Consider the following 23223-nt stretch of genomic DNA (forward strand, 5'->3'; position numbering starts at 1 on the left):
GTTATTGTGCAGCGCACAAAAACTCTTGACCTCTCTTCGCACTTGCACCATATACCGGCCTGTCGCGATGGACTGGCTCCTCGCACAAGACATTCCAGGCGGTCCCCCGACCGCGCACAGGTTTCAGGAGATCATCATGGCTGACAACACCGCCGAGACCGTCAAGAAGACCGTCGAGACCGCCGCCAACACCGTCAAGGCTTCGGCCGAGAAGGCCCAGGCCACGTTCCAGGCGAATGCCGAGCAGGCGCAGGCCGCCGGCGCCAAGGCGTTCCGCGACGTCGCCGACAAGTCGGCCGCCGGCATCAGCGAGCTGAGCGCCCAGGGCAAGCAGAACCTGGAAGCCCTCGCCGCCTCGGCCGCCGCCGCCCAGAAGGGCGTCGAGACCCTCTCGGCCCAGGGCGTCGCCTTCACCAGGAAGTCGTGGGAAGACGGCGTCGCCGCCGCCCAGTCGATGTCGCAGGCCCGTTCGATCCAGGAGCTGCTCGAGCTGCAGACGACCTGGGCCAAGTCGGCGACCGAAGCCTATCTGGCCGAAGTCACCCGCGCGACGGACGTCCTGACCGCCTCGGTCAAGGACAGCTTCAAGCCGATCAACGAGCGCGTCACCGCCTCGGTCGAAAAGTTCCAGGCCGCCCGCTAAGCCTGAGAATTCAGTAAGCGTATCGAAGGGCCCCCGGCGGAAACGCCGGGGGCTTTTTGCTGTCCCCCCTGATCCGCGCATCCCCGCGAAGGCGGGACCAGGCTTTGGCCCCGCCGCCGATGCCTGAATGAGCGCCGGTTACCTCAGCCAGACTGGCTGTCGCTCAAACCTGGGTCCCCGCCTTCGCGGGGATGCACGGTGAGGGGTGCGATCGCGTGACGCTGCTCGCCGGATCTATAGTCGGGTTGGCGGGAAAATATCGCGCCTGTTCAACATCTTCCGCTTTTCTCAAACTCTATTGTCAGCACCCCCTCCCGGCGGCCGCATACTATCTGCATCCCGTCGCGGGGGAGGGCGTCTGGCGCCAGGGCCATCAACGTGCGGCGGGGTGCGAACGAGCGGGAAACGTCGTCCCGGAATCGTCGCCCGGACCCTTGCGCGGCTTGAACCCTGCGGCTTGTGGAATAATCGGGGGCGTGGGGTCGGCGGACTGCCCGGGGGGTCGAAACCCCGGGGCCCGGGAGGCCTGGACGCCTTCCGCCCGTCGCGAGCGTATGACGGACAGGGATGAAAGCGGCGAAAAGGYCGGGGTGGGAAAACACCACAAGCCCCGCAGGCCGCCATGATGAAGCCCGCCCCCGTCGGCTTGCGTGAACCGGTCGCGCGGAGCGAAGGCGGCGACGCCGAAAACACANAAAACACCACAAGCCCCGCAGGCCGCCATGATGAAGCCCGCCCCCGTCGGCTTGCGTGAACCGGTCGCGCGGAGCGAAGGCGGCGACGCCGAAAACACAGTCCGGTCCCCGTAACGCGAAAGCAGGGGGCCACATWYCGGTTCCGGGCTAGCCGCCCGCGCTCCGCGACCTCCCCAACCGYTTCTCCGGAAGCGGCGAAGACGCACGCCTGCGTCACAGAACCATGATGACCGCAACGCCCGCCCCCGTCATAAGCGTCGCCACACTCCGGAGTCTCCATGCGCCCCCATCGTCGTGATCTGATCGCCGGCTCTGCCGCGGCCTTCGCCTTCGCCGGCCTGGCCCGCAGCGTCGAGGCCCAGGCCGCCGCGACGGAAGAGACCTATATCAACGAGGTCATCGGCTACGGCCCGCTGATCCGCGACCCCAACCGCCTGCTCGACCTCCCGGAAGGCTTCTCCTACCAGGTCATTTCCCAGGCCGGCGACACCATGGACGACGGCCTGTTCGTCCCCGGCCAGTTCGACGGCATGGGCTGCTTCCCCCTCGACGGGCCGCGCATCGCCCTCGTCCGCAACCATGAACTGGGCAGTTCCAGCGGCCTCCACCGCAACCTCGGCCCCGGCGGTTTCCATCAGGAACGCCTGGGCCTGCTGGACCCCGCCCGGGGCTATGACACGTACAAGGACGGCCGTCCCCTGCCCGGCGGCACGACCACCCTGATCTATGACCTCGAGACCCGGCGCACGGTGCGCCAGTTCCTCTCGCTCTCGGGCACCAGCACCAACTGCTGCGGCGGCCAGACGCCCTGGGGCAGCTGGCTGACCTGCGAGGAGACCGAGGCCACGCCCGCCGACGCCGATGTCGCCAGGGCGCACGGCTATGTCTTCGAGGTGCCCGCCGACGGAACCGGCCTCGCCGACCCCGTGCCGCTCAGGGCCATGGGCCGTTTCGACCACGAGGCGGTCTGCATCGATCCCCGCACCGGGATCGTCTATCTGACCGAGGACAAGGTCGACGGCCTGTTCTACCGCTTCATCCCGAAGACCCCGGGCAAGCTGATCGAGGGCGGCCGCCTTCAGGCCATGGCCTTCCGCGACGCCCGCGGATCGGACTCCTCCAACCACGAGACCCGCATCTGGTCCGTCGGCGACTGGCGCGAGGTCGTCTGGATCGATCTCGAGGACGTCGAAAGCCCCGCCAACGACCTGCGCCGGCGCGGCCACGCGGCCGGCGCCACCCTGGTGTCGCGCGGCGAAGGCGTATTCTGGGGCGACGACGAACTGTATCTGACCGCCACCTCGGGCGGCCCGATCAAGCGCGGCCAGATCCTGCGCTATGTCCCCTCGCGCTTCGAGGGTTCGGTCGGCGAGCGGCTGCGCCCGGGCCGGATCCAGCTGTTCGTCGAAAGCGCCGACGAGAAGACCATCAACATGGGCGACAACCTCTGCGTCGCGCCGTGGGGCCATCTGGTCGTCTGCGAGGACAACTATTCGGACGAGATCCGCAACCACGTGAAGGGCGTCACTCCCGACGGCAAGCTCTACACGATCGCCCGCAACGTCTTCACCGGCAATTCCGAGTTCGCCGGCGCCGTGTTCTCGCCGGACGGTCAGGTGCTGTTCGTCAACATCCAGTACCCGGGCATCACCTTCGCGATCAGAGGCCCCTGGACCTCGGTCCGGACGTAAACAGCCGCGCCTGCGATCTGCGGACCAGCCACAGGTTCACCGTCGCCGCCGTCAGCACCAGCGCCGCCCCCGCCTGGTGCAGCGCGCCCAGCCACAGCGGCGTGGCGTGGACCAGCGTGACCACGCCCAGCAGCGCCTGCAGCCACAGCACGGCCGCTGTCACGAAGGCCGAAACGCCCAGCCCCTCGGCCAGCCGCCAGCGCCACGCCTGCACCGCATAGACCGTGCCTCCCAGCAGCAACGCATAGGCCCAGACCCGGTGATTGAACTGAACCAGCGCCTGGTCGTGCAGGACCGCCAGCGCGCCCCTGCCCCAGTCCACCGGCGGCAGCACCGCCCCGTTCATCATCGGCCAGTCGGTGTAGACGAACCCCGCCTTGGCCCCCGCCACCAGCCCGCCCAGCAGGCACTGCACGAAGACCGCGCCCAGCAGGATCGCCGCGCCCCGGCTCCACCCTTGGGGCGCGCGCGAATGCGACTCGCCGTTCCAGGCCTCCAGCCCCGTCCAGATCAGGCCCATGAAGATCAGCAGCGCCAGCCCCAGGTGCGTCGCCAGCCGCTCGGGCGCCACATCGACCCGTTCCGACAGGCCGCTGGACACCATCCACCAGCCGATGAACCCCTGCAGCCCGCCCAGCGCCAGCAGCACGGCGCAGCGCCCGATCAGCCGGCGCGGAAGCTTGCGCAGCAGCAGAAACACGACGAACGGCAGGAAGAAGACGGCCCCGATCAGCCGCCCCAGCAACCGATGCGCCCACTCCCACCAGAAGATCCCCTGGAACTCGCCCATGCTCATGCCGGCGTTGACCTGGGCGTATTGCGGGATGGCGCGATATTTCTCGAAGGCCGCGTTCCAGTCCGCCGCGTTCATCGGCGGTAGCGCCCCCATGATCGGCTTCCACTCGGTGATCGACAGGCCCGAGCCGGTCAGGCGGGTCACGCCGCCGACCACCACCATGGCGAACACCAGCACGGCGCAGATGAACAGCCAGATGGCGACGGCCCGGCTCTGATCGCCCCCGATGAAACGCTTCATTCGACGCCCGCCGTCCCGACCGTTACAGTGCCGGCGCGTCACTGGTCCGACGCCGGATTGAGCGGTATGCCCGCCCGGCGCGGCGAGATCGAGTCGCTTTTCGGCGTCGCATCGCCGCAAGTCAGGAGAGGCCGTTGCAGTACGCCGACATCGCCATCGCCGTTGTGGGCGCCTTCGCCCTGGCCTGGCTGGCCGACCTGGTCACCGGCCGCCGCGGCCTGTTCGCCACCTCGCTGGTCTCCGGCGTCGCCGCCGTCGCCGGCTGGTTCCTGGCCATCCGCGTCTTCGCCATCGGCACCATGGACGAGTGGGACTGGGTCGTCTGGTCCCTTACCGCCTCGGCCCTGGCCCTCGGCGGCTTCTTCCTGTTCCGGAGCAAGCGCTGACCATGAGTCCGCGGACACGCCGCTTCGTCGCCATGCTGGGCGTGGTCGCCTTTCTCGTCGTCTGGATCTGGGGCGCGATCGCGATCCGGGGCCTGCTGCCGCCGTCGCCCCTGATCGACCTGCTGGTCTACGCCGTCGCCGGCATCGGCTGGGGCGTGCCCCTCTACCCGCTGTTCCGCTGGGCCGAAGGCGGTTCCGGAAAGAAGTGACGGCCCAATTGCAAAGGGGCCGTCCTGAGACGACCCCTTCAACCAACCGATTTTCGCAAGGAAAATGGTCGGAGCGACAGGATTCGAACCTGCGACCCCTTGACCCCCAGTCAAGTGCGCTACCAGGCTGCGCCACGCTCCGAGAGGCGCTCCCTATAGACGGGGTTGGCGGCGCCGCAAACCGAAAAAGCAGCCCTCAGGCGCTTCTCGACAGCACCGCTTCCAGCCGGGCCCGCGCGCCCTCCAGTTCGGCCAGCACCTGACGCAGGCGGATGGTCGACGGCGCGCTCGCGACAGGCGCGGAATCCCCGGCCGGCGCGGCGCCCTCGGGCTCGAAGGTCACCGTTCCCTCGGGGTCGCCGTAATGGGCGAGGCGCTTGAGCCCCTGCTCCTTGTGCAGCCGCTGCACGCCCTTGATGGTCAGGCCTTCCTCATGCAGCAGCCGTTTGACGGCCTTGAGCACGACGATGTCCTGCGGGCGATAGAACCGCCGCCCGCCCGCTCGCTTCAGCGGCGTCAGGAACACGAATTTCGTCTCCCAGAAGCGCAGCACATGCTGGGGCGCGCCGACCTCGTCGGAGGCTTCTGAAATCGTCCGGAAGGCGTTCGGGCTCTTGGCCACGGGCGTCAGGCGTTCACGACGGCGTCGTGAACCCGGCCCTTCATGATCTGCGAGGCGCGGAAGCTGATCACGCGGCGCGGATGGATTGCGGCGGGCTGGCCCGTCTTCGGATTGCGCCCCATCCGGGCGCGCTTCTCGCGCACCTGGAAGACACCGAAGCCCGACAGCTTGACGGTTTCGCCGCGTTCGAGCGACTCGATGATCAGCTCGAGCGTGCGCTCGACCAGCGACGAGCATTCCTGTCGGGACAGGCCGACCTCCTCATGCACCGCTTCACACAGGTCCGCGCGTGTCAGGGTCTGGTGTTCGGCCAAGGTCCGCTCCCCTCCAAAGGTCGGTCGGCGACATAAAAGGGCAAGCGTCGTCAAATGGAAAGCCGGAAATACGCCCTACAGACGAAACGCGCAGGCGCCCCAGGTCAGACCGCCGCCCATGGCCTCCAGCAGGACCAGATCGCCGCGCTTGATGCGGCCGTCGCGAATGGCGGCGTCGAGAGCCAGCGGGATGGAGGCGGCCGAGGTGTTGGCGTGCATGGCGACGGTCGAGATCACCTTGTTCTCATCCAGCCCCAGCCGGTCGCCCACGCCCTTGATGATGCGCTGATTGGCCTGGTGGGGCACGAACCAGTCGACGTCAGCGATCTCGATGTTCGATGCGGCGCAGGCGGCGGTGATGGCCTCGGCGATATTGACCACGGCGTGCCGGAAGACCTGGTTTCCCGCCATCCGCAGGTGCCCGACCGTCCCCGTGGTCGCCGGGCCGCCGTCGACGTACAGCAGGTCGGTCTTGGTGCCGTCGCAACGCAGGGCGAAGCCGAGCAGACCCTGGTCCTCCTTGGTCCCCTGCCCCTCGCGCGGCTCGACGACGACCGCGCCGGCGCCGTCGCCGAACAGCACGCAGGTCGAGCGGTCGGTCCAGTCCATCAGCCGGGTCATTTCCTCGGCGCCGATCACCAGGGCGCATTTCGCCAGGCCCCGGGCGACGAAGCCGTCCGCCACGCTCAGAGCGTAGACGAAGCCTGAACACACGGCCTGGACGTCGAAGGCGATGCAGGTCGGGGCGCCGATCTTGCGCTGCACGATCGAGGCGACCGACGGGAAGGTCATGTCGGGGGTGGTCGTGGCGACGATGATCAGGTCGATCTCCGCAGCCGTCCGGCCGGCGTCGATCAGAGCTCTCTTCGCCGCCTCGACCGCGAGGTCGCTGGTCGGCTGGTCGTCGCGGGCCTTGTGTCGCTGACGAATGCCTGTCCGCTCCTGAATCCATTCATCGGAAGTATCGACGATCTTCGCCAGGTCCGCGTTGGTCACGACCTGTTCCGGCAGGAATGAGCCGACGCCGGTCACGGCGCTGCGAATGACGCTCACTGGGGAGTCTCCATGGCCGGTTCCGCGGGCTCGGACGGCTGTTCCATGACGGCGGTCAGCCGGTTGAAGCTCGCGCTGACCTTGGTCAGATAGTCGCTGCGGCCCAGTTCGACCGCCACCCGGATAGCGGCGCCGAAGCCGCCCGCCGTCGCCCCGCCGTGGCTTTTCACGACAATCCCGTTGAGGCCCAGCAGAGGCCCGCCGTTGTTGGCGTTGGGGTCGATCTTCCGGCTCATACGCTTCAACGCCGGCATCGCCAGCAGCGCGCCGGCCTTTGACGTCAGGCTTGAGCTCAGTGCTTCCTTCATCAGCCCCGCGATGAATTTGGCCACCCCTTCGGCCGTCTTCAGCGCGATATTGCCGGTGAAGCCGTCGGTCACGATCACATCCACCGTGCCCTTGGCGATGTCCGTGCCCTCGACGAAACCGAAATAGTCCAGTCCGAAGCCGCCCTCACGCAGCAGACGCGCCGCCTCGCGCACCTCCTCGTGGCCCTTCATGTCCTCGGAGCCGACATTCAGGATGCCGATGGTCGGCTTCGTGATCCTGTGGACGGCGGTCATGAAGGCCTCGCCCATGATGGCGAACTCGACCAGCTGGGCCGCGTCGCTCTCGACATTGGCGCCGACGTCGAGCACGGCCGTGACGCCTCGCGGCGTCGGCCAGCCGGCCACGATGGCCGGCCTCTCCAGGCCGGGCGCCGACATCCTGAGCAGCAGCTTGGAAATGGCCATCAGGGCGCCGGTGTTGCCGGCCGATACGACGGCGCCCGCCTCGCCCAGCTTCACCGCCTCGATGGCGTTCCACAGGCTGGAGCCCTTGCCGCGGCGCATGGCCTGGGCGGGCTTTTCGTCCATGGCCACGACCTTGTCGGTGTGGCGGACGACGCAGACGTCTTCCGTCAGCGCGCATCGGGCCATCTCGGCCCGGATCGCCGTCTCGTCGCCATGCAGCAGAAAACGCACGCCCTCGCCGCCGTGGCGTTTGCGGTAGTCGCGGACGCCGCCGACCACGACCGATGGACCGTGGTCCCCGCCCATGGCGTCGAGCGAAATCAGGATCGGGGATGACAAGCCGTTTCGACTCCGTCGCGCCGTGCGTTCGGCGCTTGTCAGTAAGGCGACGATAGCGCCGCCCCGGGGGGATGCAACCGCGCCGCCGCTGCGTCAACCTTCGTCGGAGGGCCGGAGTTGCTTCAGCACGGCGAAGGGCGAAATTTCGGCGGGTTCCGGGGGCTGGACGAACTCGGCGCCGGGCTTGCGGGGGAACGGATCCAGCCGCAGGGCCAGTTGCTCGACCGCATACTGGCCCAGGTCGATCTGGCCGTCCTCGATGAGATCCGACGATTCGTCGTCCAGGGTGATGACGATCTCGTCGGAATCCTCGTCGACCGCCTCGGCCAGGGTCAGGGAGAACGGCGCGTCCACCTCGAGAGGCAGCGGCTCAAGGGTGATGCCGCAGGTCTGGGCCAGGCTGGCGCGCACCCGGCCGGACAGCCGCCAGCCGGCGTCGACGCGGGCCAGATCAATCTCGGCCGTAAACGAGTCGAGCGACGCCAGGTCCAGCGCCTTGGCGATCCTCGCCCGGGCCGCCGCGTCGGGCTCCAGCGTGCGTTTCACGCCGCCCGGCACCTGATGCAGGCGGACCGGTTCGCTATAGGGAAGGCTCGGAACGCTCATTGATCAATCTCCGCCCAGTCAGGACCCGCCGCCACCGCATCGAAATCCTGCGCCGCCAGACGGGCCCGGCTGGCCAGGGCATAGGCGGCCAGCGCGGCGCCGACCGCGGGATCGTCGCTCTCGTAGACATTACGCGCCAGACCGGCGGACAGGGCGGCGGCGTCGCCGTCGCGCAACGGTCCCTCGTATGCGGTCATCCGGCCGTACAGGGCCTCGCCCAGCTTGCGCATTTTCTTGCCCACCGAGATGTCTCCGACGCCCAGCTCCCGCAGGGCGTGGTCCAGGGCCGAGACATAGGTGTCGAACAGGGCCTGCCCGGCCTCCGCCCCCCGCTCGCCCTCATCGCGCAGACGCATGACCAGCAGCAGCACATGCAGGGTGTAGAGCTCGAATCGCGCATCGATCCGGTCAGCGACGCCCAGCGTGGTGTAGAAGCCGGGCCGGCGGGCCTGGCGCACCGCCAGTTCATACAGTGGCTGGCCGAGACGCTCTCGGGGACGGGTTCGGAACAGATTCTGAAGCATGATCATGCGGCCCCTTTTCCGCCGCGCCGTTGAACTAAGGCTCGGGTCCGGTTAGGTCAAAGACCTTGTTGAAGTCGCAGGCGCCGCAAATGGTCCGTTCGAAGCTCGTTATCGCTGCTCTGTCCGTCGCGGCTCTCACGGCCGCGTGCGCCCCCGTGGTGGGTCAGAACGGCTTCCAGGCGATCGACGCCCGGCCCACCGACATCGTCGCCGGCACGGACACCAAGCAGACCGTGCTGACCAAGCTGGGCACGCCCTCGACGACCTCGACCTTCGAGCGCGACAGCATCTGGTACTACATCAGCCAGGTCACCGAGAAATACACCTATAACCGCCCCCACGTGACCCAGCGTTCGGTGACGGAGATCACCTTCAACGACGCCGGTCAGGTGTCGGCGGTCAACAACCTCGGGCTTGAGGACGGCCAGGTCGTGGCCATGAACGGTCGCGAGACGCCGACCCGCGGCCGCCAACTGACGATCCTCGAGCAGCTGCTCGGCAACGTCGGCCGCGGCCAGCTGCCCCGCACCGACGAAGACACGCCGGGCCAGCAGCGCCGCGAATAGGGCCAAGGCCGACGACATAAAAAGAAGGCCCCGGAGAGCGATCTCCGGGGCCTCTTTCGTTTCAGGACAGACGGCCTCTCCGGCGAACCGGAGAGGCCGATCAGGTTCAGACGATCTTGCCGCTCGCCAGCACCGCCAGCAGAAGCAGGGCGACGATGTTGGTGATCTTGATCATCGGGTTCACCGCCGGTCCGGAGGTGTCCTTGTAGGGATCGCCGACGGTGTCGCCGGTCACCGCGGCCTTGTGAGCCTCGGAGCCCTTGCCGTGGACGACGCCGTTCTTGTCGGTGAATCCCTCCTCGATCACCTTCTTGGCGTTGTCCCACGCGCCGCCGCCCGAGGTCATCGAGATGGCCACGAACAGGCCGGTCACGATCACGCCCATCAGCATGGCGCCCAGGGCCGCGAACGCATCCGCCTTGTCCGACAGGAACAGGATGGCCACGAACAGCACGATCGGCGACAGCACCGGCAGCAGCGACGGCACGATCATCTCGCGGATCGCCGCCTTGGTCAGGATGTCGACCGCCCGGCCGTACTCGGGCTTGACCTCATAGGTCATGATCCCCGGGTTCTCGCGGAACTGGCGGCGGACCTCTTCCACGACCGATTCAGCGGCCCGACCGACCGCCATCATCGACATGCCGCCGAACAGGAAGGGCAGCAGCCCGCCGAACAGCAGGCCGACGACGACGTAGGGGTTGGTCAGGTCGAAGGCGACCTCGCGCATGTTGGCGAAGAACGGATAGACGTCAGGGTTGGCCGAGAAATACTGCAGGTCCGACGTATAGGCCGCGAACAGCACCAGGGCGCCGAGGCCGGCCGAACCGATCGCATAGCCCTTGGTGACCGCCTTGGTGGTGTTGCCGACGGCGTCCAGGGCGTCCGTCACGTGGCGCACGTCCGAGGGCAGGCCCGCCATCTCGGCGATGCCGCCGGCGTTGTCGGTGACAGGACCGAAGGCGTCCAGAGCCACGATCATCCCCGCCACGCCCAGCATGGTCGTGGTGGCGATGGCGATGCCGAACAGGCCCGCCAGCTGGTAGCTGGCGATGATGCCGACGATGATCGTCAGCGCCGGCAGGGCGGTCGATTCCAGTGAAACGGCCAGACCCTGGATCACATTGGTGCCGTGGCCCGAAACCGAGGCGTTGGCGACCGAGCGCACCGGGCGGAAGTTGGAGCCGGTGTAGTATTCCGTGATCACCACGATGGCCGCGGTGACGCCCAGACCGACAAGGCCGGACCAGAACAGGCTCATCGGCTCGATGACCAGACCGCTGGTCGTCGTGACGGGGCCCGTGACCAGTTGGGTGATGACCCACCAGACCGCGCCGACCGACAGGACGCCGGTGACGATCAGGCCCTGATACAGGGCGCCCATGATGTTCTGCTTCTTGCCCAGACGGACGAAGAAGCTGCCGATGATCGAGGTCACCACGCAGATGGCGCAGATGGCCAGCGGCAGCAGCATCATGGTTTCGACATAGGGCTGGTCGCGGAAGAAGATCGCCGCCAGCACCATGGTGGCGACCGTGGTCACCGCATAGGTCTCGAAAAGGTCGGCGGCCATGCCGGCGCAGTCGCCGACGTTGTCGCCGACGTTGTCGGCGATGGTCGCGGCGTTGCGAGGGTCATCCTCCGGGATGCCGGCCTCGACCTTGCCTACCATGTCGCCGCCCACGTCGGCGCCCTTGGTGAAGATGCCGCCGCCGAGGCGGGCGAAGATCGAGATCAGCGAGGCGCCGAAGCCCAGGGCGACCAGTCCGTCGATGACCTCGCGGCTGGTGCTCTCGAAGCCCGCGCCGGCGGTCAGGAAGGCGTAGTAGCCGGCCACGCCCAGAAGCGCGCCGCCCGCCACGAACATGCCGGTGATGGCGCCCGACCGGAAGGCCAGGTCCAGACCCTTGGCGAGGCTTTCCGAGGCCGCCTGTGCGGTGCGGACGTTGGCCCGGACCGAGATCAGCATGCCGGCGAAACCGGCCAGGCCCGAAAGCACCGCGCCGATGACGAAGCCGATGGCCGCATAGGGCCCGATCAGCAGCCAGGCCGCGATCAGGATCACGACTCCGACCATGGCGATGGTGGTGTATTGGCGGCGCAGATAGGCCGAGGCCCCTTCCTGGATCGCCGCGGCGATCTCGCGCATCTTGTCGTTGCCGGTGCTGGCCTTCATCAACGCGGCGGTCTGGATCAGCCCGTAGAGGACTCCCAGCGCGCCTGCGGCGATGACCAGCCACAGATAGTTACTCATGGCGTTTCCAAACCCTGTGTGTTCAGGCGCCCGGTTCCTTGGCGCGGCGGGCGTTATTCGCCTCTGTCCGCCTTCCGGTCCCCCCGTGCGCACCGGACGCATGTTGCGTCCTTGGGGAATTGCGGCGGAAACGTGCCAAATGCCGGGGGCCGACGCAACAGCGTTGGTGAACGAAGTTCAGCCGGCGGTTACGCCCGTCCGGCGGCGGGGCGCCTGGCTCACGATCTCGACCCGGGTGACCGAGCCGCGTCCGGCTATCGTAGCGGCCGATCGCATCAGGCTGGCTGACAGGGCGGCGGTGTCGATGACCCGCCAGTCGTCGGGCACGGTGAAGGGCGTCCGGTGCCCCGCGCGCACCAAGGCGTCGCGCAGGAAAGCCTCTTTCGGTCGCATCGATTCGGGCGTGGCGGACCCTCCCAGATGCAGGCGCAGCGAGACGAAGACATAGTTTCGCAGCCGCCCCCCCGCGATGATCGGCAAGCCCACGCCCGGCATGCTGATGCTGGCGCCTCCCGCCGCTGGTCGCTCGCCGGCGAGGGCGTCGCTCCCCGCGGAGAGAACCGGCAGGGCGGCGGAAGCTGCAATGAGATCGCGACGGCGCATCCCCGCATGTTGACCGCCACGCCTTGAGATTTCGTTGTCAGTCGTGAGTGAAGCCTGGCCGGTCGAACGCCACGGGCTGGCCGCCGAAGCGGGCGACGACGCCCTCCCCCGCCGTCACGCGGCCGATCCGGGTCAGGCGCAGATGCCGACGCTCGGCCTCCCGACGCAGCGCGGCCTCTTCCCGCGGCGTGGCGGTGAAGGCGATTTCGTAGTCATCGCCGCCGGTCACCAGCTTTTCCAGCGCCGCCTGCGCATCGACCCGGCCGTCGAACCAGGCCTGACCGGCCGCGGACAGGGGCACGTTCTCCAGATCGATCTCAAGGCGCACCCCGCCGGCCTCGGCCAGATGCCCGAGGTCGGCGATCAGGCCGTCGGAAATATCGATGGACGCGCTGGCCATGTCCCGGACCGGACCGGCGAAGTCGACGCGCGGCGTCGGCGTCCGGTAATGATCCGACAAGGCGGCCATCCGCTCGGGATCCAGCGACAGCTTGCCCTGCACCGCCTCCAGCCCGAGCCACCCGTCTCCAACCGTGCCCGTCACGAACACGAGGTCCCCCGGCCGGGCGCCGGCGCGGCCCACGGCACGCCCCTTCGGAACCCAGCCCAGCATGGTCATGGAGAAGCCGGCCGGGCCGGGCGTCGCCACCGTGTCCCCGCCCAGCAGGGCGACACCGAACGCCTTCTGATCGACGCGCAGGCCTTCGGCGAAGGTCGTCCGCTCCGGCCAGCCGCAGCGCTCGGACCAGTGGCAGGCCAGCAGATAGCCGAACGGCTCGGCCCCCTTGGCCGCCAGGTCGGACAGGTTCACCCGCATCAGCTTGCGGGCGACGGTGTCCAGCGGGTCCGTTGACAGGAAATGGACGCCTTCGACGATCGCATCCTTGGTCAGGACCAGGTCGTGGCCGGCGCGAGACGGGACGACCGCCACATCGTCGAGGAGGCCGCGGCCCCAGACCGGATGGGCCAGGGGCGCGAACAGGCGGCGGATGGTTTCGAACTCGCCGGCGACGTCGACCGCGGGCATGGCGGGGTCAGCCCCTGGGCCGGGCGTCTCGGGCGACGCCGTCCAGCGCCGCATTGACGAACTTCGCCTCGGCGTCGTCGAAGAAGGCCTTGGCCAGCTCGACATATTCGTCGATGACGATCTCGCGCGGCACGTCCTGCCGCTCGCGCAGCTCCCACGCCCCGGCCCGCAGTAGGGCCCGCAGGGTGGAATCGAGCCGTTCCATCCGCCAGTTGGAGGCCAGCCGCGCCTTGACCGCGTCGTCAATGTCGCGCTGGCCGCTGACCACGCCTCGCACGATCTCGGCGAAATAGTCCTCGTCAGCCTCGGCCAGCGCCTCGCCGTCGATGTCGGCGTCGAAGCGATGGTTGGAGAATTCGGAGATCACGGTTTCGACCCCCTCGCCGGCCAGCTCCATCTGATAGAGGGCCTGCACGGCGGCGAGGCGCGCGACGGTGCGCGCGCGGCGCTGGCGGCTGGTCAGCTGCGGCTCTGCGCGCTGCTTCTCGGCCTCGGCGAGCTGGGCGAGGACGGACTGGAGGCTGGCGGGTTCGGTCACGCGCCCAGTCCTACGCGCAGCCGCTTGCGCAAGGCAATGAGCTCCAGACAGGCGCGCGCCGCGCCGCCGCCCTTGTCGCCCTCGCTGATGCGGGCCCGGGCCCAGGCCTGGTCCTCGTCCTCGGTCGTCAGGATGCCGTTGCCGATGACCACGCCGTTGAGGCCGAGGTTGCGGATTCCGGCCGCCGACTGGTCCGATACGATCTCGAAATGATAGGTCTCGCCGCGGATCACGCAGCCGAGGGCGACGAAGCCGTCATAGCGGGGAGCGGTCGGATAGCGGCCGGCCTCGACGGCCAGGGCGATCGCCGTCGGCACTTCCAGCGCGCCCGGAACCGAGACGATGTCGAACTCCACGTCCCGCGCGCGCAGGGCGTCCTTCGCCCCTTCCAGCAGGGCGTCGGCGAGGTCGTCATAGAAGCGCGCCTCGACAATGAGGACGCGGATGGGCTCGCTTACGATTGGTCTTCTCCGTCCATGTCACGCCAGCCGACGATGCGCAGGCCGTAGCCTTCCAGCGCAGCCGGATTGGGGCGGGTCGAACTCATCACGATCATGTCGCGGACGCCCAGATCCAGCAGGATCTGCGCCCCGACGCCGTAGTTGCGGATCGACCGGTCGACGGCGGTCGGCTTCTCGACCCCGGCCAGCCGCTCCGCCAGGCCGTGCAGTTCCGGATCGCGCAGAAACACCGTGACGCCGGCGCCCGGATGGTCGCTGATCCCCTTCAGGGCGCGGGGCACATAATTCTGGCGCGCCTCGACATGGCCCAGCAGGTCGGCGGCGAAATCGACCTGGTGCATTCTCACCAGGGTGGGCTTGCCGGGTTCAATCTTGCCCTTGACCAGGGCGACGTGTTCGACGCCCTCGATGGCGTTGCGGTACAGCATCAGCCGGAACGGGCCGCCGTGGACGCTGTCGAACGGCGTGTCCATGACCCGCTCGACCATCCGCTCGGTGCGGCGGCGATAGGCGATCAGGTCGGCGATGGTGCCGATCTTGAGCCCGTGCAGCTGGGCGAAGGCGACCAGATCGGGCATCCGCGCCATCGACCCGTCGTCATTCATGATCTCGCAGATCACCCCGGCCGGCGTCAGCCCGGCCATGCGGCTGATGTCGACCGCCGCCTCGGTGTGGCCGGTGCGGACCAGCACCCCGCCGTCGCGGGCGACCAGCGGGAAGACGTGGCCGGGCGAGACGATGTCGTCGGCGCCCCGGGTCGGGTCGGCCGCCACCTGAACGGTCCGGGCGCGGTCGGCGGCCGAGATGCCGGTGGTCACGCCCTCGCGCGCCTCGATCGAGACGGTGAAGGCCGTGCCCATGCTCTCGCGATTCTCGGCCGCCATCGGGGGCAGGCGCAGCTGGCGGGCGCGGTCGGCGGTGATGGCGAGGCAGATCAGACCACGGGCGTGGCGGGCCATGAAATTGATCTGGTCCGGCGTGGCGAACTGGGCCGGAATGATGATGTCGCCCTCGTTCTCGCGATCCTCGGCGTCGACGAGGATGTAGGGCTTGCCGTTGCGGGCGTCCTCGAGGATGTCCTCGATGGGGCTGATCGGGCTGTCGTTCATGTTCGCGGCCAATTGCATCACGCCGTCTCCTGCCACCGCGCGAGGTATCGCGCCAGCATGTCGATCTCGAGATTGACCGCGTCGCCGGGTTTCAGGGCGCCCAAAGTCGTGGCCTCCCAGGTGTGGGGAATGATGTTCAGGCCGAAGGTCCGGCCTTCGACGGCGTTGACCGTCAGCGACACCCCGTCGACCGTGATCGAGCCCTTGGCGGCGATATAGCGGTGCAGCGGCGCCGGGGCCTCGATGTCGATCCGGTGCGAACCGCCTTCGGGCGTGACCGAGACGACCCGGCCGAGGCCGTCGATATGACCCGAGACGACATGGCCGCCCATCTCGTCGCCCAGTCTGGCCGCCCGCTCGAGATTGACGCGATGGCCCTCGGTCCAGTCGCCGAGGTTGGTTTTCGAGAGGGTTTCGCCCGAGACCTCGACGGCGAACCAGCCGGGGCCCTTTTCGGTCACTGTCAGGCAGCAGCCGGCATGGCTGACGGATGCGCCCAGATCGATGCCCGACGTGTCCCACGCGGTCTCGATCTCATACCGCCGGTCGCGCTCGGTCTGCCTGACCGAACGGACGCGGCCGATGTCCGTGACAATCCCGGTGAACATTCAAACTCTCTCGTAGCGTTCCCACAGGTCGTCACCGCAAGGCTCCACCGCAAGGCGCCGGAAAGTGGGGGCGTCCGCCAGCTTCGAAAGGGCGAGGGCCGCCACGCAGGGCCGGCCCTCGGCGCCCAGCAGGATCGGCGCCCGGAACCACTCCAGACGATCGACCAGGCCGGCGCGCAGGAAGCTGGCCGCCACCTGCCCGCCCCCCTCGATCAGGACGGACGAAACGCCCCGTCGCGTCAGCGCCGACAGGCTCGCGGCCACCGACGGGCGGCCGTGGTCGGCCTCGACACGTTCGACGACCGCGGTCCCCACCGGCGCAGGCTCGGCGACGGTCAGGATCAGGCTGTCGCCATGGGCGATCTTCGAGGTGGGCGGCGTGCGGAGCCGGCTGTCGAGCACCACGCGGAGGGGCTGATCGACGGGGCGCCCGGGCAGACGCGCCGTCAGTTCAGGGTCGTCGGCCAGCACGGTCTCGACGCCCACCAGAATGGCGTCATGAGCGGCGCGCAGGCGGTGGCCTTCCAGCCTCGCGGCCTCGCCGGTGATCCACCGGCTTTCACCCGTGGCGGTCGCGATCCGACCGTCGAGGGACGTCGCCAGTTTCAGGGTGACGCGCATCCTTTGACCCGGGGGGCGCATCAGCTTTCGTCCAGACCCTCATCGCCCAGGAACCGGGCGAAATCGCCGGTGTGGCGGAAGTCCTTGTAGACCGAGGCGTAGCGGACGTAGGCGACCTCATCGACCGACTTCAGCGCCTTCATGATGAAGTCGCCGACCGTCGATGACGGGATTTCCGTCTCGCCGAGGCTTTCCAGCTGGCGGGTGATGCGGCTGACCAGCTGTTCGACCTGCTCGGGCTGCACCGGGCGCTTGCGCAGGGCCACGTTCAGCGACCGCTCCAGCTTGTCACGGTCAAAGGGCGTGCGGCGGCCGTTGCGCTTGAGGATCATCAGTTCGCGCAGCTGCACCCGTTCGAAGGTGGTGAACCGCCCGCTGCACGACGGACAGGACCGGCGGCGACGGATGGCGGCGCCGTCATCCGACGGGCGGCTGTCCTTCACCTGGGTGTCCTGATGTCCGCAGAAAGGGCACTTCATCAGCGCTTATCCGTAAATCGGGAAGCGACGCGTGAGCTCACGCACCTCGCCCGCCACGCGTTGCGACACGCCGGCGTCCGCTTCGTCCGTGCCCTTCATCGAATCGATGACGTCGGCGATCCAGTGGCCGACCTGCTGGAACTCGCCGACGCCGAAGCCGCGCGTCGTCCCGGCCGGGGTGCCGAGACGGACGCCCGAGGTCACGGTGAACGGTGCCGTGTCGAACGGCACCCCGTTCTTGTTGCAGGTCATCAGGGCGTGCTCGAGCGCCGCCTCGGTGGCCTTTCCGGTGACGCCCTTGGGCCGCAGGTCGACCAGCATCAGATGGCTGTCGGTGCCGCCCGAGACGATGGCCGCGCCGCGCTCGACCAGCACCGCGGCCAGCGCCTGCGCATTGGTCACCACCTGCTGCGCATACAGTTTGAACTCGGGCTTCAGCGCCTCGCCGAAGGCCACGGCCTTGGCCGCGATGACATGCTCCAGCGGTCCGCCCTGCAGCCCGGGGAAGACGGCCGAGTTGATCTTCTTGCCCAGCTCGATGTCGTTCGACAGCACCATGCCGCCGCGCGGGCCACGCAGGGTCTTGTGCGTCGTGGTGGTGACGACGTGGGCGTGCGGCAGCGGGTCGGGATAGACGCCGCCGGCGATCAGGCCCGCATAGTGGGCCATGTCGACCATCAGCCAGGCCCCGACGCTGTCGGCGATCTCGCGGAACCGCTTGAAGTCGATGTGCCGGCTGTAGGCGCTGGCCCCGGCCAGGATCAGCTTCGGCTTCTCCTTCTCGGCCATCTCGGCGACGTGGTCATAGTCGATCAGGCAGTCGCTCTCGCGCACCTTGTAGGTCACCGGCCGGAACCATTTGCCGGACTGGTTGGCGGGCGAGCCGTGGGTCAGGTGGCCCCCGGCCGCCAGATCCATGCCGAGGAAGGTGTCGCCGGGCGTCAGCAGGGCCTGGAACACCGCCTGGTTGGCCTGGGCCCCCGAGTGCGGCTGGACGTTGGCGAAGGCGCAGCCGAACAGCGCCTTGGCGCGCTCGCGGGCGAGGTTCTCAGTGACGTCGACATATTCGCAGCCGCCGTAGTAGCGGCGGCCGGGATAGCCCTCGGCGTATTTGTTGGTCAGCACCGAGCCCTGCGCCTCCAGCACCGCCTTCGAGACGATGTTCTCGGAGGCGATCAGCTCGATCTGCTCCTTCTGGCGGCCCAGTTCGCCCTCGATGCCGCCGAAGATGTCGGGATCGGCCTCGGCAAGGCTCTTCGAGAAATAGTCGGCGTGGGTGAAGGCGGTCACTGGAATCCCCGAAGCTCTGGCGCGGCGACCCATTTAGGCCTGACGCCGGTTCACCACAACATCTTGTGGTCAGCGGGCGGCCAGCGCCCGTTTCAGCTTGCCGAGGGCGATCCGTTCCAGCCCTGCCCGCTGGGCGACCGGTCCAACCGCGGAGGCCTCCACGCCGGTCGCGACATGGATGGCCGAGCATTTCAGATAGGACCCGTTGCGGGTCAGTTCGACGATGACCTCGCCGAGGCTGTCCTCAGGCGACGGCAGGCAGACGCGCCACGTTGCAGTGGGTCCAGAGGCGGTCCATCGCCTTGACGAGGTCGTCCATCATGGCGTCGGAGTGGTTGGGCGAGGGGGTGAANAGACGCGCCACGTTGCAGTGGGTCCAGAGGCGGTCCATCGCCTTGACGAGGTCGTCCATCATGGCGTCGGAGTGGTTGGGCGAGGGGGTGAAGCGCAGGCGTTCGGTGCCCTTGGGCACGGTCGGATAGTTGATCGGCTGGACATAGACGCCGTGCTCTTCCAGCAGCATGTCGGAGATCATCTTGGCGTGGACCGGATCGCCCACGAACACCGGCACGATGTGGCTGACGCTCTCCATCACCGGGATGCCGGCGGCGCGGAAGCGGGCCTTGAGGGCGGCGGCGCGTTCCTGGTGGGCCTCGCGCACCTCGGGATGGGCCTTKAGCCAGCGCACCGAGGCCAGGGCGCCCGCCGTCAGGGCCGGCGGCAGGCTGGTGGTGAAGATGAAGCCCGAGGCCCAGCTGCGCACGGCGTCGATGATNAGCCAGCGCACCGAGGCCAGGGCGCCCGCCGTCAGGGCCGGCGGCAGGCTGGTGGTGAAGATGAAGCCCGAGGCCCAGCTGCGCACGGCGTCGATGATCACCGCGTCGGCGGCGATATAGCCGCCCATGACGCCGATGGCCTTGCCGAGGGTGCATTCGACGATGTCGATGCCGTCCAGCACCCCGTCGCGCTCGGCCACGCCCGCRCCGGTTTCGCCGTACAGGCCGACCGCGTGGACCTCGTCGAGATAGGTCAGGGCCCCGTATTTGCGGGCCAGGGCGATGGTCCCGGCGAGGTCGGCGATGTCGCCGTCCATSGAATAGACGCTCTCGAAGGCCACCAGCTTGGGCGCGTCGGCCGGGGCGTCCTTCAGCAGGCTTTCGAGGTGTTCGAGGTCGTTGTGGGCGAAGATGTGCCGCTCGCAGCCGCCGTTTCTTATGCCCGCGATCATCGAGGCGTGGTTGAGGCTGTCGGAGAAGACGATCAGCCCSGGCAGGATGCGCTGCAGCGTGGTCAGGGTCGCCTCGTTGGCGACATAGCCCGAGGTGAACAGCAGGGCCGCTTCCTTRCGGTGCCAGGCGGCCAGYTCGGCCTCCAGATCGACCGCCGACCGGGTCGTGCCCGAGATGTTGCGGGTGCCGCCGGCCCCGGCGCCGACCGCCTCGATCTCGGCCTGCATGGCCTCGAGCACGGCCGGGTGCTGGCCCATGCCGAGATAGTCGTTCGAGCACCAGACGATGACGTCCTGCTCGGACCCGTCCTCGCGACGGCGGACCGCCTTCGGRAACTGGCCGCGCACGCGCTTGAGGTCGGCGAAGACGCGATAGCGCCCCTCGCCCCTGACCTGCTCCACGGCGGTCCCGAATGCGGCCTTGTAGTCGTACAAAACTGGCCGCGCACGCGCTTGAGGTCGGCGAAGACGCGATAGCGCCCCTCGCCCCTGACCTGCTCCACGGCGGTCCCGAATGCGGCCTTGTAGTCGTACATCAGGATGATCCCGCGGCGAGTGAGCCTCCTCCTCCCACCCCCGTCCCTCCGCGTCACCTCCGGTAAACTCCTGAGACCGTCGGCGCGCGGTCCTGAAGGAGGAGGGGGCCGGCGGCCTATCTGGCCAGGATCGTCATCCGGACCAGTTCGGACAGGCTGCGGGCCTGCATCTTGGTCATGACGTTGGCGCGATAGACTTCGACGGTGCGGGGGCTGATCTCGAGATCGTAGGCGATCACCTTGTTGGCGCGGCCCGCGACCAGGCCCTCGAGCACCTGACGCTCGCGCGTGGACAGGGAGGCGAGGCGATCACGCACCTCGGCGTCCTGCCCTTCACGCTCGGCGGTTCCCGCCTGGTCGGCGAGGGCCGAGCGGATCGACGACAGCAGGGCCTCGTCGTCGAAGGGCTTTTCGATGAAGTCCTTGACCCCGGCGCGGACGGCCTCGATGGCCAGCGGAACGTCGGCGTGGCCGGTCATGACGATGACCGGATGGCGCACCCCCATCTCGGACAGCCGCCGAACCATCTCCAGCCCGTTCATGTCCGGCATGCGGACGTCGGTGACGATGCACCCCGGAGCGAGGGTGTCGGCGTGGGCCAGCAAGGCCGCGGCCGACTCATAGGTTCTGGAAACCAGGTCCGCGGTGTCCAGCAGGAAGGCCAGGGAATCCCGGATCGCAGGATCATCGTCCACCACATGGACGATCGGCTCATTCGCCATCGTAAAGTTCCTCCTCGCCTACAGAACGCAGCGTAAAGCAGAATCGCGTACCGCCGCCGGGATTTGGCTCCACCCAGATACGGCCGCCGTGAGCCTCGACGATGGTGCGCGAAATCGACAGTCCGACGCCCATGCCGGTCCGCTTGGTGGTGACGAACGGCTGGAACAGCTGATCGGCGATGTCGGGGCTGATGCCCGAGCCGGTGTCGGCCACGGTGACCTGGGCGTATTCATCGGCGACGGGGTCGAGGCGGATTTCAAGCACCTTGCGCTTCGCCTCCTCCATGGCCTCGATCGCATTGCGGATCAAATTCAGCACGACCTGCTGGATCTGGACCTTGTCGGCGAGCACCAGGTCGATCTCGGGCGAGAAGCGGAACAGCACGCGGACGCCATGTTCCTTGGCCCCGACCAGGGCCAGGGCGCTGGCCTCCTCGATCAGCTTGGGCAGGCTTTCGACCCGCCGTTCCGCCTCGCCGCGGGCGACGAAGTCGCGCAGGCGGCGGATGATGTCGCCGGCCCGCAGCGCCTGGTCCCCGGCCTTGTGAATGGCGTCGCGCAGCCGGTCCCGGGGGATGGCCTCGGCGTCGAGAAGGCGCAGCGAGCCCTTGAGATAGTTGGCCATCGCCGAGAGCGGCTGGTTCAGTTCATGCGCCAGGGCCGAAGCCATCTCGCCCATGGCGGTCAGACGGGAGATGTGGACCAGCTCCGACTGCAGCTCCTGGAGCCGCTGCTCGGTCTGCTGGCGTTCGCTGAGGTCCCGGACGAAGCCGGTGAAGAAGCGCTGGTCGCCCGAGATCATTTCCCCGACGGACAGTTCCATCGGGAAGGTCGAACCGTCCTTGCGTTCCCCGACCACGACGCGGCCGACGCCGATGATCCGTCGCTCGCCGGTCGTCAGATAGCGGTCCAGATACCCGTCATGCTGTTCGCGATAGGGTTCGGGCATCAGCATCTTCACGTTTCGGCCGATCACCTCGCCGGGGGTCCATCCGAACAGGCGCTCGGCCGTGGGACTGAAGGACTGCATGACGCCGCGCTCGGTGATGACGACCATGGCGTCCGGCACGGTGGCGAGGATCGACTGCAGGTGGGCTTCGCGCGCGCGCAGATCCCGGTTCACCAGGACGGCCCGGGAGCGCATGTTCTGGAAGGCCTCGCCGCCCGCTGAAATACTCGCTCCCAGCAGGAGGAAGACCGCCGCGCCGGCTACGTCGCCCCCGGTCAGGGCGCCGGTCGACCAGGTGACGTAGAGGCCGCAGGCGAACCCCAGCACCGTCGCCACAATGCCCGGCACGGCGCCCCCGAGCGCCGCGGCCACGACCACGGCCGGGACGAAGAACAGCAGCGCCAGCCGGTCCTCCAGCCACGGCGTCAGGGCCAGGCGCAGCGCCAGGCCGCCCGCGGCGCCGAGGACGGCGGTCGCCAGGCCGTAGCCGGTATGGCGGGTCGCCAGCATCCAGTCCCAGGGGGTCCGGGCCTCCAGCGCATCCGTCGGGGTGGTCGTCATCGTGGCCTCCGCAACACCCCGTAGGTGAAACACCGGAATTTCACCAGACGCAGCCGGCGGTTACTCCACCGCCATCGGGCCGCCGGCCCAAAGTTCACTGTTTCGGAAGCCGCCATGATCGCTCCCCTCGTCGACCTGTCCGTCCACCACGCCCCCAGGGGCCTGTCCGACCGCACCGCCTGGGGCTTCGTCAAGGCGCTGCGCTTCTTCGCCGACACCTTCTTCGCCAAACGCTACGGCCACCGCGCCGTGGTGCTGGAGACCGTGGCCGCCGTGCCCGGCATGGTCGGCGCGACGCTGAATCACCTGAAGGCCCTGCGCCGGATGAAGGACGACAACGGCTGGATTCGCACCCTGATGGACGAGGCCGAGAACGAGCGGATGCACCTGATGACCTTCATCGAGGTGTGCAAGCCGACCCTGTTCGAACGCTTCATGGTCATCGCCGTGCAGTGGGTCTTCTACCTGTTCTTCTTCGGCCTCTACCTCGTGTCCGCGAAGACGGCGCACCGCGTGGTCGGCTATTTCGAGGAGGAGGCGGTGCTCAGCTACACCCACTACCTGGCCGAGATCGACGAGGGCCGCAGCGAGAACGTCGCCGCGCCCGAGATCGCCCTCCGCTACTGGAACCTGCCGGCCGACGCCACCCTGCGTGACGTGGTGCTGGTGGTGCGCGCCGACGAAGCCCACCACCGCGACGTCAATCACGGCTTCGCCAACGAACTGTGCGGCGCGGCGCCGATCGCCATCGCGCCCTGCCCGGTGCACGTCGAGCTGCAACCCAACTGGAAGGCGGCGGCGTAACAGCGAACCACAGAC

General features: G+C 68.4%; 26 protein-coding genes, 1 tRNA gene and 2 pseudogenes. 6 read left to right on the top strand and 23 right to left on the bottom strand.

What is annotated here, in order from left to right; genetic code table 11:
• The first annotated feature begins 136 nt into the window (after positions 1-136).
• Together ASD59_RS04590 and ASD59_RS04595 are read left to right on the top strand one after the other, a co-directional pair.
• Positions 137-643, top strand: a complete 507-nt coding sequence (locus ASD59_RS04590; RefSeq protein WP_055828945.1) for a phasin family protein — start codon at positions 137-139, stop codon at positions 641-643.
• A gap of 973 nt (positions 644-1616) precedes the next feature.
• Complete coding sequence (locus tag ASD59_RS04595) at positions 1617-3029, top strand: alkaline phosphatase PhoX (protein ID WP_055828949.1); 1413 nt, start codon at positions 1617-1619, stop codon at positions 3027-3029.
• Here the strand turns inward: ASD59_RS04595 and ASD59_RS04600 are convergent.
• Entirely contained in the window at positions 2998-4065 is a 1068-nt protein-coding gene (locus ASD59_RS04600) for a COX15/CtaA family protein (protein WP_055828950.1), read from the bottom strand. The two genes, ASD59_RS04595 and ASD59_RS04600, sit on opposite strands and share 32 nt — an antisense overlap.
• A 134-nt stretch (positions 4066-4199) precedes the next feature.
• On the opposite strand from ASD59_RS04600, the gene ASD59_RS04605 reads away from it, so the two are divergent.
• Positions 4200-4451, top strand: coding sequence for a hypothetical protein (locus ASD59_RS04605; RefSeq protein ID WP_055828955.1), 252 nt, complete (start codon positions 4200-4202; stop codon positions 4449-4451).
• A 2-nt stretch (positions 4452-4453) separates the two neighbouring features.
• Positions 4454-4660, top strand: coding sequence for a DUF2842 domain-containing protein (locus ASD59_RS04610; protein WP_055828958.1), 207 nt, complete (start codon positions 4454-4456; stop codon positions 4658-4660).
• A 65-nt stretch (positions 4661-4725) separates the two neighbouring features.
• Here the strand turns inward: ASD59_RS04610 and ASD59_RS04615 are convergent.
• From ASD59_RS04615 to ASD59_RS04645, 7 genes are all read right to left on the bottom strand, one after another.
• Positions 4726-4802: transfer RNA gene (locus tag ASD59_RS04615), tRNA-Pro, on the bottom strand.
• 54 nt (positions 4803-4856) lie between these two features.
• Entirely contained in the window at positions 4857-5282 is a 426-nt protein-coding gene (locus ASD59_RS04620; RefSeq protein ID WP_055828960.1) for a MerR family transcriptional regulator, read from the bottom strand.
• A gap of 5 nt (positions 5283-5287) precedes the next feature.
• Positions 5288-5596 carry an integration host factor subunit alpha gene (locus ASD59_RS04625; protein ID WP_055828963.1) on the bottom strand — a complete coding sequence of 103 codons (309 nt, stop codon included), beginning with the start codon at positions 5594-5596 and terminating at the stop codon, positions 5288-5290.
• Between the two features lie 75 nt (positions 5597-5671).
• Positions 5672-6649: a beta-ketoacyl-ACP synthase III gene (locus tag ASD59_RS04630; RefSeq protein WP_055828976.1), complete on the bottom strand. Its 978-nt coding sequence runs from the start codon at positions 6647-6649 to the stop codon at positions 5672-5674.
• A complete protein-coding gene (gene plsX, locus ASD59_RS04635; protein ID WP_156376927.1) occupies positions 6646-7722 on the bottom strand; it encodes a phosphate acyltransferase PlsX in 1077 nt (358 codons plus the stop codon). Before plsX ends, ASD59_RS04630 begins: the two co-directional genes overlap by 4 nt.
• Before the next feature lie 93 nt (positions 7723-7815).
• Entirely contained in the window at positions 7816-8328 is a 513-nt protein-coding gene (locus ASD59_RS04640) for a YceD family protein (protein WP_055828978.1), read from the bottom strand.
• Positions 8325-8858, bottom strand: coding sequence for a ubiquinol-cytochrome C chaperone family protein (locus ASD59_RS04645; protein WP_235561718.1), 534 nt, complete (start codon positions 8856-8858; stop codon positions 8325-8327). The genes ASD59_RS04640 and ASD59_RS04645 overlap by 4 nt, the downstream gene beginning before the upstream one ends.
• 83 nt (positions 8859-8941) lie before the next feature.
• Here ASD59_RS04645 and ASD59_RS04650 point away from each other — a divergent pair, with 83 nt between their 5' ends.
• Positions 8942-9418 (top strand): outer membrane protein assembly factor BamE, encoded by a 477-nt coding sequence (locus ASD59_RS04650; protein ID WP_055828981.1) that lies wholly within the window; start codon positions 8942-8944, stop codon positions 9416-9418.
• Positions 9419-9524: 106 nt separating this feature from the next.
• On the opposite strand, the gene ASD59_RS04655 is transcribed toward ASD59_RS04650, so the two are convergent.
• From ASD59_RS04655 to ASD59_RS04715, 15 genes and pseudogenes are all read right to left on the bottom strand, one after another.
• Positions 9525-11672, bottom strand: coding sequence for a sodium-translocating pyrophosphatase (locus ASD59_RS04655; protein WP_055828984.1), 2148 nt, complete (start codon positions 11670-11672; stop codon positions 9525-9527).
• 177 nt (positions 11673-11849) lie between these two features.
• Complete coding sequence (locus ASD59_RS04660) at positions 11850-12275, bottom strand: hypothetical protein (protein ID WP_055828986.1); 426 nt, start codon at positions 12273-12275, stop codon at positions 11850-11852.
• Positions 12276-12312: 37 nt separating this feature from the next.
• Positions 12313-13302 (bottom strand): thiamine-phosphate kinase, encoded by a 990-nt coding sequence (gene thiL, locus ASD59_RS04665; protein WP_055828989.1) that lies wholly within the window; start codon positions 13300-13302, stop codon positions 12313-12315.
• Between the two features lie 7 nt (positions 13303-13309).
• The gene (gene nusB / locus ASD59_RS04670) at positions 13310-13840 is read right to left on the bottom strand and encodes a transcription antitermination factor NusB (protein ID WP_055828992.1); all 531 of its coding nucleotides are present in this window, start codon (positions 13838-13840) and stop codon (positions 13310-13312) included.
• Positions 13837-14301 carry a 6,7-dimethyl-8-ribityllumazine synthase gene (gene ribH, locus ASD59_RS04675; protein ID WP_055828996.1) on the bottom strand — a complete coding sequence of 155 codons (465 nt, stop codon included), beginning with the start codon at positions 14299-14301 and terminating at the stop codon, positions 13837-13839. The genes nusB and ribH overlap by 4 nt, the downstream gene beginning before the upstream one ends.
• Entirely contained in the window at positions 14295-15428 is a 1134-nt protein-coding gene (gene ribB, locus ASD59_RS04680) for a 3,4-dihydroxy-2-butanone-4-phosphate synthase (RefSeq protein WP_200943517.1), read from the bottom strand. The genes ribH and ribB overlap by 7 nt, the downstream gene beginning before the upstream one ends.
• The gene (locus tag ASD59_RS04685) at positions 15428-16018 is read right to left on the bottom strand and encodes a riboflavin synthase (RefSeq protein ID WP_055829002.1); all 591 of its coding nucleotides are present in this window, start codon (positions 16016-16018) and stop codon (positions 15428-15430) included. Before ASD59_RS04685 ends, ribB begins: the two co-directional genes overlap by 1 nt.
• The gene (locus ASD59_RS04690; RefSeq protein ID WP_055829004.1) at positions 16019-16639 is read right to left on the bottom strand and encodes a RibD family protein; all 621 of its coding nucleotides are present in this window, start codon (positions 16637-16639) and stop codon (positions 16019-16021) included.
• Between the two features lie 20 nt (positions 16640-16659).
• A complete protein-coding gene (nrdR, locus tag ASD59_RS04695) occupies positions 16660-17118 on the bottom strand; it encodes a transcriptional regulator NrdR (RefSeq protein WP_055829008.1) in 459 nt (152 codons plus the stop codon).
• Between the two features lie 6 nt (positions 17119-17124).
• Positions 17125-18441, bottom strand: a complete 1317-nt coding sequence (glyA, locus tag ASD59_RS04700) for a serine hydroxymethyltransferase (RefSeq protein ID WP_156376928.1) — start codon at positions 18439-18441, stop codon at positions 17125-17127.
• Positions 18442-18477: 36 nt separating this feature from the next.
• Entirely contained in the window at positions 18478-18666 is a 189-nt protein-coding gene (locus tag ASD59_RS14755; RefSeq protein WP_082560042.1) for a DUF6898 family protein, read from the bottom strand.
• Positions 18667-18761: 95 nt separating this feature from the next.
• Positions 18762-19183: pseudogene (locus ASD59_RS14520) on the bottom strand (aminotransferase class I/II-fold pyridoxal phosphate-dependent enzyme); the annotation flags it as partial.
• A gap of 1 nt (position 19184) precedes the next feature.
• Positions 19185-20071 (bottom strand): annotated as a pseudogene (hemA, locus tag ASD59_RS14525) (5-aminolevulinate synthase); the annotation flags it as partial.
• 217 nt (positions 20072-20288) lie between these two features.
• Positions 20289-20894: a response regulator FixJ gene (gene fixJ / locus ASD59_RS04710; protein ID WP_055829013.1), complete on the bottom strand. Its 606-nt coding sequence runs from the start codon at positions 20892-20894 to the stop codon at positions 20289-20291.
• Positions 20884-22404, bottom strand: a complete 1521-nt coding sequence (locus ASD59_RS04715) for a PAS domain-containing sensor histidine kinase (RefSeq protein ID WP_082560044.1) — start codon at positions 22402-22404, stop codon at positions 20884-20886. The genes fixJ and ASD59_RS04715 overlap by 11 nt, the downstream gene beginning before the upstream one ends.
• 114 nt (positions 22405-22518) lie before the next feature.
• Here ASD59_RS04715 and ASD59_RS04720 point away from each other — a divergent pair, with 114 nt between their 5' ends.
• The gene (locus ASD59_RS04720) at positions 22519-23208 is read left to right on the top strand and encodes an alternative oxidase (RefSeq protein ID WP_055829015.1); all 690 of its coding nucleotides are present in this window, start codon (positions 22519-22521) and stop codon (positions 23206-23208) included.
• Positions 23209-23223: the final 15 nt, after the last annotated feature.

Source organism: Brevundimonas sp. Root608 (genome assembly GCF_001427825.1).
GTDB lineage: Bacteria > Pseudomonadota > Alphaproteobacteria > Caulobacterales > Caulobacteraceae > Brevundimonas.